The following is a 14,712-nucleotide window of genomic DNA, read 5'->3' on the forward strand; positions in this document are numbered from 1 at the left end:
TGAATTTGTTTTTTCGTTTCGACGAGTGCGCGTGAAGGGAAATGTGAAAATTTCGTGAAATATTTTCATTGATTATTTTGCATGTTGTTTCCTGCAAGTTTTACCTTTCTCAAGTGAAGTGCTTTGCATCTTTGGTGTGCTGTATTTTTGAATTATCTTCTACCTGTTTTTTAGGGCGATATATGTTCTGTAGGGTAGGGTTGAATGATATTTGAATTTAAGAATGAATGATGTTCTAAGGCGAATTCATTCAAATGGATGGGACTCGCCTTTTTGTATTCGGATGTGTTTTATTTTGCGATAAAACGAGAGAAATCTTTAGATTTACGGGAGAAAAAATGACTGGATCAGTGCAAACGGTAGATGTTTCTGTTGTTGGCAAGAAAACCGCCGTATCGAGGTACGGAGTGGGCTCTGATGTGAACTTGAAAGAGGCATCTGTTGTGCAGCTCAATGTCACGCGCGCCGATATCAAGGATGTCGCGCGACAGGGGAACGATCTGCTCGTCACCCTGAGCAATGGTCAGGTCGTCACCGTGCGAAGCTACTTTTTGAAACTGGACGGTCTTCAAAGCAGCCTGGTACTGGAGGATGACCTTGAGGGGCTGTGGCAGTTGAACTTGGGCGGTGGTGCCGATGCGTCTGGTTCCGTGCCATTCGGCTTTACCAGCCTCCAGTCGATCGACCCGTTGCTGTCGGAGCCAGGCCCGTCGGATGAGCGCGATGCGGTGTTGGGTGTCTGGCATGCAGCACTGGCTGCTTTGACTATCGGAGCCATGATGCACGATGGCAATGGTTCACATGAACAACCCGTTAAACCAAATGTGCCGCAGGTGGACCCTGTCAATGGAGTCGACCCCATCATCGGCATAGCCGATCCCGGTACAACGGTCCGGGTCACCATGCCTGACGGCTCCACGGCCACAGCAACAGTCGGCTCGGATGGCCGGTTCTCGGTTCCCAATCCCGGTTTGAAGGATCACGACGAAATCACGGTGGTCGCGGTCAGCTCGGAGGGTGTCGACAGCGATCCAGTGACGGTGGTGGTGGATGCGAAGGCTCCTGACGCGCCGGTGGTCGAACCCGTCAATGCGACGGATCCCATTGTAGGACACGCGGAACCCGGCTCGACCGTGACCGTGAAGCTCCCCAGTGGATCGACGTTGTCGGCGGTCGTCGATACGGACGGCAATTTCACGATCCCCAATCAAGGATTGCACGACGGTGACACGATTTCGGTGACGGCGACTGATGCCGCCGGAAATGTCAGCGATGCGACGAAAGTGGTGGTGGATGGTCTGGCACCCGCCTTGACGATCACGGACGATGTGGCTGGCATTGTCGGAGCCGACGGCTCCGTCACCTTCACTTTCACGTTCAGCGAAAACGTCAAGAATTTTGATGCCAGCAAGGTGCAGGTGTCAGGCGGTGTTGCGGGTCAATTCGTGGCGATCAGCGGTTCGGTCTATGCCTTGGTCGTCACGCAGAATGAGACAGCGAGCGGTGAGGTCAAGGTCACCGTGCCTGCGGGTGCTGCACAGGATGCGGCCGGCAACCCGAGTACGGCTGCCGAGGCGAGTCAGTTCGTCGACACGGTTGCGCCGGCGAAAGGCTCCCTGTATGACATCGTGCTGATGGATGATGTCGGCTCGGTCACGGGCGAGATCAAGTCGGGTGATCAGACCGATGACAGCAAGCCAACCTTTACCGGCAAGGCCAATCCGAAGGAGGTGGCGCTGGTTCAGATCTACGACAACGGCAAAGTCATTGGCAATGCCGTCGTGCAAGCCGATGGTACCTGGAGCTTCGAGCCCAAGCTGCCGCTGGCGTCGGGTCCGCACAGTTTCCAGGCTGAACCCATCGATGCCGCAGGCAATGTGGGTGAACAGACTGATGCACTGCCGTTCGAACTGGACGGCCCTGCACCTGCGGCACCCGCCATCACGGGTGTCTACGACGACGCTGGCACCATCACTGGAAACATCCAGAAGGGTTATCCCACAGACGACACGAAGCCGACGTTGGAAGGTACGGGGACTCCGGGCACGGTTGTCAAAGTGTGGGATGGTTCCGTTCTGGTTGGCAGCACGGAAGTTGATGCGAATGGCAACTGGGTGATTGTCACGGACGCATTGGGCGATGGCGAACACAAGCTCACGGCGACTGCCACCGATGGTGCGGGACAGGTGAGCCCATCCACGGGTGAGTACCTCGTTCTGGTCGATACCACCCCCCCGGCCACGCCCGACATGCCCAGCGCATACGACGATGGCAAGGTCGTTGCAGGACCGGGTTCCGAGGATGTGACGCTGAGCACAGCCAATCCTGTTCTGTCTGGCAAGGGCGAGTCCGGCGAAAAGGTGTCGCTCTACGACAAGGGGAGCCTCATCGGCACGACCACGGTCGGCACGGATGGCGCTTGGACCTATGTTCCCGCGACCGGCTTGACCCAAGGGACGCACGAAATCACGGTCACTCTCACGGACAAGGCCGGCAACACCAGCGCGCCAAGCGATGGCCTCAACTTTACGATTGACACCAGCACCGAACCTCTGACCATTTCCTATGCGCAGGACGACGTTGCTCCGTTGATCGAACCGGTGCCCAATGGCGGATCGACGGACGATGTCACGCCGACACTGGTTGGCATTGCCCCTGCAGGTTCGACCGTGACGGTCCATGAAGGCGACAAGGTGCTGGGAACCGCACTGACGGATGCCAACGGTCACTGGAGCCTCGCGCTGCCCGAGCAAGGCGAAGGGACCCACAACTATGTGGCCCAAGCCCAGAATGCAGCAGGAACGCAACTTACCGCCAAATTCGATCTGACGATCGATGTCACGGCTCCGACCGTCCCCGCCATCGAAGCTGTAGGTGACGACGTTGGCACAGTGCAAGTGGATCTGGCGGCGGGTGCATCGACCGATGACACGACGCCGACGATCCATGGCAACGGCGCCGCTGGCGAACAGATCAACATCTATGACAACGGCATGCTCATTGGCAGCACAGAGGTTGGCGGTGATGGCAACTGGCACTACACGGTCAATCCTCCCCTGACCACCGAGGGCGAACATGTATTGACCGCCACCGCAGTGGATTCAGTTGGCAACGAGAGTTCCGCCAGCGAGCCGTTCGTGATCACGCTGGATGTCACGCCTCCCGATGTGAGCAAGGTTGAACTGAGCGTGGAAAAGGTTGCTGGTGACGACTACGTGAACATCGCGGAGTCGCAGGGCAACATGACACTGACAGGCAAGCTGCAGAATGTGCCGAGCGACGTGGTCGGTTCGAAGGTCATTGTGACCGTCGGTGGCGCGGACTATGAAGCGACGCTGAGCGGCGACACATGGACCGCAAGCGTTCCAGGAAGTGTCCTGGCGGCGGGAGGGGATGGCTTGGCGACGCTTGTGGTCGAAGCCATATTGAGCGACGCCGCGGGCAATTCCGCGCAATTGCAGGTCTCACACGACTACACGGTGGACACGACCACGATCCCGACCGAATGGGAAGACGTGGCGGCGGCGCTATGGGACGACGTGGACCCGGTGCAAGGCGAGATCATCTCGGGCATGGCCACCAATGACTCCAAGCCTGTCTACAAAGGTATTGCCTCGGCGAGCGCCGGTGTCGCCTATGTCGAAATTCTGGATCATGGTGTCGTCATCGGGCAGGCCCAGGTTCAGCCGGATGGTTCGTGGTCCTTCGAGCCCGATGTGGCACTGAGCAAGGGTGATCACGAATTCCAAGCGCGTCCGGCGGATGCGGCCGGAAATACCGGCGTGGCGACAACGGCAGTTGACTTTATCGTCGAAGGCCCGCAGCCTCAACCGCCCGCCATCGAAGATGTCCAGGACAACGTGGGCACCGTCACCGGAAACATCCAGAAGGGCGTTCCCACCGATGATGCTTCCCCCACACTGTCGGGAACGGCCGAGCGTGGCACGGTTGTCAAGGTCTTTGACGTGGTGGATGGCAATCGCGTGCAAGTGGGCGAGACCGCCGTCAACGACGCGGGCCAATGGACCATTGAAGTTTCTGCGCTTGCCGATGGCGCTCACCATCTGATCGCTACCGCGACGGATGCCGCAGGTCAGGAAAGCGATGCGACAGGCGAGTACCTCGTGCAAGTTGATACGAGTGTCCCAACGACATCGATGGCACCAGTCGCGCTCGACAATGTCGGTGACCAGACCGGCCCGATCAACTCCGGCGACATCACCGACGATGCGAATCCCGAGTTCAAGGGCACGGCGGAGGTGGGCACGCTCGTCAAGATCTACGACAACGACAAGCTGATTGGCTCGACGACCGCGGGCACCAATGGTGAGTGGAGCTACACACCGGCGAGTGGACTGGCGGACGGCGAACACAGCATCACCGTGACGCTGACTGACGCCGCCGGCAACGCCAGCTTGGCGAGCGATCCGCTGACTTTCGGTGTCAATACGGAAGGGCTTGAACTGGTCGTCCAACAGGTTCTGGATGATCAGGGCGATGTGGTCGGCCTGATCGCCAACGGCGGATCGACGGACGACCCGACACCGACTTTCGTGGGCAAGGCCACACCTGGCGCAACGCTGACGATATTCGAAGGTAGCAACGCGCTGGTCAGCAGCGTGGCAGATGCCAATGGCAACTGGACCTTGTCCCTGCCAGAGCAGAGCGACGGTGCGCACGCCTATGTGGTCAGCGCCATCAGCACATCAGGCAATACCGTCACCGAGCAGTTCACGTTGACCGTGGATACTGCGGCTCCACCCGCCCCGAGCATCGGTGGCGTGACGGATGACGTCGGCAGCAATCAGGGGCCGCTGACCAACGGTGGAGTGACCGACGACACGACACCGACGCTGGCTGGAATAGGCACGGCAAGTGAAACGATCAACGTCTACGACAACGGCAGCCTGGTGGGTAGCACTACAGTCGACGCCAATGGCAACTGGACACTCACGCTCAACCCGGCTCTCACGAGCGAGGGGGCGCATGAGCTGACGGCCACCAGCGTCGATGCGGTGGGCAACGAGAGTTCCTCCAGCGAGCCGTTCGTGGTCAATCTGGATGTCACGCCTCCCGATGTCACCAACGTGCATTTGACGGTGAACACTGTGACTGAGGACAACATCGTCAACGCGGCGGAGTCCGCGCTGGATGTGACCTTGACTGGAACCATCAGCGGCGTCCCGTCCGATGTGGTTGCCACCAAGGTCGACGTCGTCGTCAATGGCAAGCACTACGAAGGTGTCGTCAACGGTGACGCGTGGAGCGTGAGCGTTCCCGGCAGCGCACTGGTCGCCGATTCCGACAGTCAACTGGAGGTCGGTGCCAAGTTCGTGGACGCTGCGGGCAATAGTGCTCAAAAGACGTCGACCCAGATCTATGTCGTTGACACGACTGCGCCCAATCCCAATGACATCCTGTTCGATCACGCCTTGATGGATGACGTTGGTGACAAGCAAGGTGAAATCCTTGCCGGCGATGTGACCGATGACAGCAAGCCCACTTACCAAGGGAAGACTGTCGCGAGCGAGGTTGCCAAGGTTCTGGTGTTGGACAATGGCTTGGTGATTGCCGAGGGCACGGTGCAAGCCGATGGTTCATGGTCTGCCGAACCCAAGACTGCGTTGGGCGCGGGGCCGCACAGCTTCCAACTGCAAGCGGTGGATGCTGCCGGCAATGCCAGCTTGCCGACAGACGCACTGGATTTCACCGTGGCAGGTGCAGCACCGCAGGCACCATCGATCACGGGGGTATACGACGACATGGGTGCCAACATCCAGCCGAATCAACCGACCAACGATGCCACTCCGATGCTGGAGGGCACGGCGACGCTGGGCACCGAAGTGAAGGTCTACGAGATCACTACAGACGGCGAACGCATACTGGTGGGTAGTGCGACGGTGGACGGACAGGGCCAGTGGAGCATCAACACGGAGAACCTGTCGGATGGCATCCACAACCTGATCGCCACCGCGACGGATGGTGCGGGGCAGGAGAGCGTCGCGACCGGTGTTTATCCGGTGAGCGTGGACACGATCGCGCCCGATCAGCCTGGTATGGTGCAGGCCATCGATGGGACAGGCGACAAGACAGGTGCGTTGGTCGACGGCGAAACCACCGATGACTCCACGCCCGAATTCAAGGGTTCGGGGGAGGCAGGAACCACGGTCACTGTGTACGACGGCAGCGTGGTGGTCGGCTCCGCGACGGTGGGCGAGAGTGGGCAATGGAGCCTGACGCCCGCAAAGGGCCTCGAGCAAGGCAATCACAGCATCACGGTGACGCTGATGGACGAGGCGGGCAACATTAGCCAGCCAAGTGAGCCGCTCGCGTTCAGCGTGGGTACTGAGGGCGTCGAGCTATTGATCGATCAGGTTCTCGACGATCAGGGTGACATCAAGGGCCCCATCGCCAACGGTGGCTTTACTGATGACAAGATACCGACTTTCGTCGGCAAGGCAACGGCCGGTGCAATGGTGACGATTCTGGAGGGAAGCACGCCTTTGACGAGTATCGTGGCCGATGCTGACGGCAACTGGAGTGTGTCGCTACCCGAGCAAGGCGAGGGTGCGCACGCCTACACGATCAACGCGCTGAGCGTCTCGGGCAACACGGCTACCGCGCAGTTCGCGTTGACCGTGGACGTGACTGTCCCTGAGCCTCCGAGCATCGGTGGCGTAGGGGATGACGTGGGCACGGTGCAGGGGCCGATGACGAATGGCGGCGTGACGGACGACACGACACCATCTCTGAGTGGTTCGGGCACGCCGGGCGACACGATCAACGTCCACGACAATGGCAGTCTGGTGGGCAGCACGACGGTCGGCACGGACGGCAATTGGGCCTATACGGTGAATCCTGCCTTCACGAACGAAGGCGAGCATGAGTTGACCGCCACCAGCATCGATGTCGTGGGCAACGAGAGCACTGCCAGCGGATCTTTCGTGATCCAACTGGACGTCACCCCCCCCGACACCAGCAATGTTCAGCTGATGGTGAATCCTGTCACGGACGACAACGTGATCAACGGGACGGAGCAGACGACTGACATCACGCTGAGCGGCACGCTCTCCAATCTACCTGCTGATGTAGCGGCATCCATCGTTTCCGTGAATGTCAACGACAAGACGTACGACGCGGTCTTGGATGGCAACTCGTGGAGCGTAGTCGTTGCCGGCTCTGAGCTTGTGACGGATCCCGACCACAAGTTCGAAGTGACGGCGATGCTGAGTGACGCAGCCGGCAATACGGCCCAGATCGTGAGCGATCAGTCCTATGAGACCAAGCTCGCAGGGCCAGCGGCGTCCACCATTCACAACGTTGTGGTGACTGATGACATTGGCGACATCACCGGAGCGATTACGAATGGCGGAATCACGGATGACACCAAGCCGACCGTTACCGGCAACGCAGACTATCCGGAGGTGGCGAGGGTGGACGTGCTCGACAACGGGGAGGTGATCGGTCACGCCACGGTGAACAGCGATGGCACCTGGAGTTTCGAGCCTGCAGAGGCCTTGGACGTCGGCGATCACAGCCTCCAATTCCGTCCGGTGGATGCCGCCGGAAATGTTGGTGAATCGACGACAGCGATTGCATTTGAGTTGGCGGGCGATGCCCCGGAGCCTCCAGTCATTGGTGGCATGGATGGAGAAGATCTGACTGGCACCGAGGACCAAGCAGTGACCGACGTCACGACCAATGGCGTGGTCGACGCATCCACCGATGCGGTCGACACTTCCACGGAGTCGGGGGATGCCATCTCCGAAACGGAAGACATTACCACTAGCGCGGAGGACAGCGTTACCAAGGTGGAGGAAGCGGCCACGGATGTGGATGGGACCGTCATGGCCGGGACAGGAAACGCCATCGCCAACACAGATGAATCGGCCACCGCATTGGCGGATACGGTCACCCCCGAGGGGGAAACAGCAAATACGGTCGGACAAACGGAGCCAGCGGTTGACAACGAGTTGATCGTCGGCGATCTGATCGTGGCAGAGAACCTTTTGAACACCGATCAGGTGATAACACAAGCAGACATGAAAACGGAGAATGCAATGGAATCTGCAACTACACGCGCTCAATCTGTCGCCACTCTGGTGACGAACGACACCACACCAACCCTGAAGGGAACCGCTGTCGCGGGAACGACGGTGAAGCTCTATGACATAAGTGCCGATGGCACAAAGGTGCTGGTGGGCAGCACCATCGCCAGCGCTCAAGGCACGTGGACCATCACATCCACGTTGCTCACCGAGAGCACGCACAGCTTCATCGCTACATCGACGGACGCGGCAGGGCAGATCAGCGCACCATCGGTGTCGTTCCAGCTGATCGTCGATATTACACCGCCGGTCAAGCCTGCCGTCGCGCAGATCATGGACAACGCGGGCGATGTTGTCGGCGCAGTGAGCAACGGCGGGGTCACGGACGACGCCAACGCCGTCATCAAGGGCACCGGCGAAGTCGGTGCCAAGGTCAAAGTCTACGATAATGGCAAGCTCGTCGGCACGGCCGTCGTCGATGCCGAGGGAGAGTGGAGCCTGCAGCCGACCACGGCGCTGGCTGAGGGCAACCACAGCATCACCACGACCCAGACGGACAAGGCAGGTAACGTTAGCGCGAGCAGCGATGCGGCAACGTTCATGCTTGATACCACACCAGTGACTCTGACCGTCTCTCAAGTGACGGACGATGTGGGCACCGTCACGGGTGAAATCGTCAGTGGTGCGGCCACGGACGATGCAAAGCCTACTTTCACAGGGCTGGCCACCGCAGGATCCACGGTGACGATCTATGAAGCGGATCAAGCCATCCTCAGCACCACAGCAGACGCCAAGGGTCAATGGACCATTGAACTGCCCCAGCAGGCCGATGGAGTGCACGTATACACAGTGCAAGCAGTCAACGCGTCCGGCAACGTTGCGAAATCAGAATTCAGCCTAGAGGTCGACACGACGGCTCCCGTGGTTCCTGAGATCGACGGTGCGACTGACAACGTCGGCCCTGATCAGGGTATGCTGGTGAGCGGCTCAATGACCGACGATGCTACACCCACACTGACCGGTACGGGCACGCCTGGCAGCAACATCATCATCGAGGACAACGGCAATCAGATTGGTACCGTGGTCGTGGACGGTGAAGGCCATTGGAGCTACACGGTCGAACCTCCGCTGACGGAAGGCGAGCATGAAATCACCGCCACGGGCGTGGATGCCGTCGGCAACGAAAGCGAACCGAGCGTGGACTTCACCTTCACGCTAGACACGACACCTCCGTCCGTGGCCAACACGAAGCTGAGCGTGAACAACGTCACGGACGACAATATCGTCAACCAGACAGAATCGCAAGCCGACGTCAGCATCACCGGCACACTCACCGGCATTCCTGTTGACTCCACCAACACCACTGTTGTGGTGACGGTAAACGGTACCGAGTACGCGGCAACGCTAAATGGCGACGTCTGGACTGCCAGCGTTCCCGGCAGTGCGCTGCTCGCCGACACTGACCTGACGCTGGATGTCAGGGCGACCTTCACCGACGCGGCAGGCAATGCGGCGACGCTCGATGTTTTGAAGGCCTACACGACGGACTCGACGCCACCGGTGGTGACCGATGCCAGCCTGACTGTCAACAACGTCACGGACGACAACATTGTCAATCAAGCCGAATCGCAGACCGATGTGGCCATCACCGGCGCGCTCAAGGGCGAGCCTGCAGACTCTGCGAGTACCAAGGTCATCGTGACCGTGAACGGCACAGACTACGAGGCCTCTGTGGATGGTGAGACTTGGAGCGTCAATGTGCCCGGCAGCGCGCTGCTCAGCGACTCTGATCTGACGGTGGATGTCAAGGCGACCTTCACAGACGCAGCGGGCAATGCCGCGACGCTCGATGCGTCGAAGACCTATACGACGGATTCGACACCACCCGTGGTGACCGATGCCGCTTTGACCGTCAACAATGTCACGGATGACAACGTCGTCAATATGGTCGAGTCACTAGCGGACGTGAACGTTAACGGCACGCTCAAGGGTGTTCCGACGGACTCCGCGAGCACCAAGGTCGTAGTGACCGTGAATGGCACGGACTACGAGGCCACAGTGGATGGAGAGGCCTGGAGCGCCAGCGTGCCCGGCGGCGCGCTGCTCAGCGATTCCGATCTGACGGTGGATGTCAAGGCAACCTTCACCGATTCGGCGGGCAATGCCTCAACGCTCGATGCCTCGAAGACCTACGCGACGGACTCGACACCGCCTGTGGTGACCGATGCAAGCTTGACCGTCAACAACGTCACGGATGACAACGTCATCAATCAGGCTGAATCGAAAGCTGACGTAAGCATCACCGGCACGCTCACTGGTGTGCCAGCTGATTCGGTGACCACAAAGGTCGTGGTGACCGTTGATGGAACAGAATACGAAGCGACATTGAATGGGGATGCATGGAGCACCAATGTGCCCGGCAGCGTTCTTCTCAGCGACGCGGATCTCACACTGGACGTCAAGGCCAGCTTCACGGATGAAGCGGGTAACGTGGCTACACTGGAGGTGAGCAAAACCTATCAGGCGAAGGCCGAGCCGCCGGTGCTGACATCGGTTCACGACATGGCGTTGTACGACGATGTTGGCGAGATCCAGGGGCCTGTGCTGACAGGTGGCATTACCGATGACCACCAGCCAATCTATTCCGGTCAAGCTTCCTATCCAGAGGTCACCGTTGTACAGATTCTCGACAAAGGCACCTTGATCGGCGAGACTCAGGTCAATAGTGACGGTTCCTGGAGCTTTGAGCCCACAGTTTTACTGTCCGAGGGAACGCACAGCCTCCAGGCTCGCCCTGTGGATTTTGCGGGCAACGTCGGAACGGCTTCCGATGTCATCACCTTCCTGGTGGCTGGTGACGCACCCACATCGCCGATCATCTCTGGAATGGACGAGGAAGAAGAAGCCGCCGCTTCAATGGACTTGTCGACGATTGTCCCTGCCGCGGATTCGGTTCAAGCTGATTCGACCGCAACGGTTGCCGACGACGTGGCTGCGCAATTGGTGAATGACGCCACGGTCACCGAGACGACCGCTGTCGCGTCTGCGTACGCCACGCGAGCCGCCGCCTTGACGACGCAGGTTGTGCCGACTGCCTCCACGACCGCAGCAGTTCTCCCGGGTTCGGCCGACGTGGTGACCAATGACACGACACCGACACTCAAGGGTACGGCAATAGCTGGTACCTATGTGAAACTGTACATTCAGGATTCAGCAAGCGAGTGGGTGCTGGTGGGTCAAACGGTTGCAGACGCCAATGGCAAGTGGAGCATCACGAACACCAGCGTATTGGCTGAAGGTACATACCGCTACATGGCCACTTCGACCGATGCCTCCGGTCAGGTGAGCGCTCCGTCGACAGAGTTCACACTGCAAGTCGATATCACAGCACCGGCAACCATGCCAGCGCCTACCGCAATGGACGATGTGGGTACCGTCGTGGGAGTGATCGCGGACGGCGGTGCAACCGACGACACGCAGCCTGCCTTCAGCGGTACCGGAGAGCCTGGCGCCAAGGTCACTGTGTATGACAATGGAGCTTCTATCGGAACGGCAGTGGTCGGCAGTGACGGGCAGTGGTCATTCACGCCTGCTGCGGCATTGTCCGAAGGAGCTCATTCCATCCATACAACCCAGAGGGACACGGCAGGCAATACAAGTGTTACCAGTGAAGTCCTTCACTTCACCGTAGACACCGTGGCACCGCAGGTTGGCAGCTCGATCCACTACGTCGACAACGTGGGTGCCGAGCAAGGCCAGTTTGATTCGGGTACGACCACGGACGACCGTACCGTGTCGCTCACCGGAGCGCTCAGCCAGGCGCTGCAGACCGGCGACGAAGTTGTTATTTATGAGGACGGTAACCGACTGGGCGTGGCTGTGGTGACCGGCAACAACTGGACATTTGCACTGCCAGGGGCATTGGCCAATGACAGTGCTCACACCTACTCCGTCCAGATCACGGATGCAGCGGGCAACGTCACAACAGCGGGCGACATTACCGTCAACGTCGCACTGTCGATGGGCGTGAACTCGTTGAACACGGATGACAACACTCCACTCATCGTCGGTACCATCGGCGGTGAACTGCTTGCCGGTGAGCATGTCGAAGTCACCATCAATGGCATTACCTACAGCTCTCAGACAGGTGCCGTGGCCGTTGATGCGCAAAACGGTATTTGGTACGTTCAGGTTCCTGATTCGGATCGACTCAACGTGGGCAGCCACCATGTTGTGACTCAACTGGTAGACAGCACGGACAGCGTGGTTGTCGAGGCCAGCGGAAACGTGGGCATCGAAACAGAGCAGGTCGATGAAACTTCGGCAAACACCAACTGGGCGACTGCGCCTGGCGACGTCACCAACAACACGCTGGTGTTCGGTCTGAACGATGATGGTCTGTGGACCATTGCGGCCAACCGTCATGCCTATAGCAGCACGGACCTGTCTTCGTACACCTCCAGCGTGCTGGGGAACGTGCAGGGCCAGTCTACCTCGCGCACTGTGGTGAGCATGACCTCCGCCGATGTGGATCGCAACGGCACTTCCGACGTATTTGGAACCGAAAACAAATACGAGGGCGAGTACCAGATCATGTGGAAGAACTCGGGCAACGGCTATGCTGCGCAGAAGCAGTCCGTTGGTGACGAGACCATCTACTGGGGCGCTGTCATCGCCTATGACAAGACCGGCGACGGTTACCTCGATCTGGCATATGGTGATCGGTACGGCAATTCGGTCACCTACCTTGCCAACAACGGCGGCACGCTAGTTCCGGATGGCAACAAGAATGGCGATGCCGGGATGACGAAGTGCGATCAGGAAAGCTTCGGTGAAGTGTCCGGAGTGGACATCAACGGTGACGGTGATGTCGACATCGTGCGACATGACGACGCGCTGGGCAACTACACGCTCTCGGTGATCAACAACAATGGCACAGGCAAGTTGAGTGTCGGGCAGTCCATCGACGACGTGTTCTACAAGAACGAGAAGGACAGCACGACAGCGGCCTCCATGACCTGGGCGGATTTCAATGGCGATGGCACCATGGATCTGTACCTTGCCAGTGGCAAGAACGGTGTTGGTGGGATGATCTACTACAACGATGGAACGGGGCTGCTGAGCACGTCCGGTGCGGCGGTCGAATCCACCACGGTGACGACACGCAATTCCGTGTGCTCGACCAACGCCACAGGTTTCCTGTCGGTGGCGGTGGACTGGAATCACGATGGTCAGATGGATATCGTCAAGTTCAGCAACTACGCGTCCAGCCAGACGGCCAAGCTCTACTCCAACTCTGGTACGGGAGATTGGTCCACGAGCGTGCTCTCGTCAACGTTGAGCAATGTCACCGGCATCGCCGCGATGGACTACAACTGGGACGGTGCCAAGGACCTGATCGTCTCCCAGCAGAACGGCAAGATTGTATACATCGAGAACACTGATGAAGTGGTCGATGGCACGGCGCTGCATTTGCAGATCGTGGACAGTGAGGGCGTCAATGTCTACTACGGCAACACGGTTCAGCTGTTCGACTCCAAGGGGCAGCTGGTCGCGGCGCAGATCCTCAATGCGCAGTCGGGCTATGGTGTCAATGACACCTCAGGCCTTGTCAGCTTCTATGGACTCGATGTATCGGAGACATACACGGCCACGCTGCTGAAGGTCACCAATGGCACATCGTCCAATGTCAGCTGGGATGGACTCGTGGCCTCAGACGGCACGGACGCCTACGCGCTGTCAGCGACGGCGAGCACCGGCGTCACATCAGGTACCTTAGTGGGCACCGGCTACAACGACACGTTCGTTGCCGAAAGTGGGGCACATACCTATGACGGTTCGGGCGGCTGGTCTGCTTCCAGCAATTCCGAGACCTGGAGCAATACGGGCGGTCTCGACGTCGTTGATTTCCGCAGCGCAGGCTCGGCGGTCGTTGTCGAGCTTGGCAGCACAGCGGTGCAGGGCAATTCCTCGATCAAGGCCACGTTGGTGGACATCGAGGGCGTGGCTGGCTCGGAGTACGGCGACAAACTGATCGGCAGCGCTGGCAACGATTGGATCGAAGGTCGTGGAGGCAACGACACGATCGTCATCGCAAGCGGTGGCAAGGACACACGGGCTTACCACGAACTGAACGCAAGCGATGCGGTGGGTGGCAATGGCAGCGACGTGGTCACTGGCTTCAAGGTGGGCTCGTGGGAAGCGATGACTGGCACGGATCGAATCGATCTGAGCGAGCTGTTGCAAGGCTATTCAACCATCACAGGCGGCGACTCAGCAGCGATGTACATCGATGGTGTTGCGACCATCAACGCGGGAGACACTATCTCCAAGTACCTGAAGGTGAACACCACCGCAGCGGGTAGCGAGATTCAGGTGGATGCCCATGGCGATGGAGTCGACTATACGACGGTGGTGACGCTGACCGGCGTGCAAACCGATCTGGCAACAATGCTGGCAAACCATCAGATCACACTGATCTGATCCATGACTGGCAGACCGTGTTGCTGCTTCGGTGGCAGCACGGGATCTTCACCAATTGGAGCGTGTCTTTGGGGACGCTCAACAAAAAACGCCCGGCATCACGTCGGGAGTTTTTCATTGAATGAGGCCGTGATCCAAAGATTCTGCCCGTTCGGTGAAGCCAGAATCGACTGCAGACGAT

1 protein-coding gene is annotated in these 14,712 nt (G+C 59.1%); it reads left to right on the plus strand.

Annotated features, from left to right (window positions below):
- The first annotated feature begins 338 nt into the window (after positions 1-338).
- Positions 339-14,531, plus strand: a complete 14,193-nt coding sequence (locus G7047_RS05825) for an Ig-like domain-containing protein (RefSeq protein WP_166302011.1) — start codon at positions 339-341, stop codon at positions 14,529-14,531.
- Positions 14,532-14,712 lie beyond the last annotated feature (181 nt).

This window comes from Diaphorobacter sp. HDW4A (assembly GCF_011305995.1).
Taxonomy (GTDB): domain Bacteria; phylum Pseudomonadota; class Gammaproteobacteria; order Burkholderiales; family Burkholderiaceae_C; genus Diaphorobacter_A.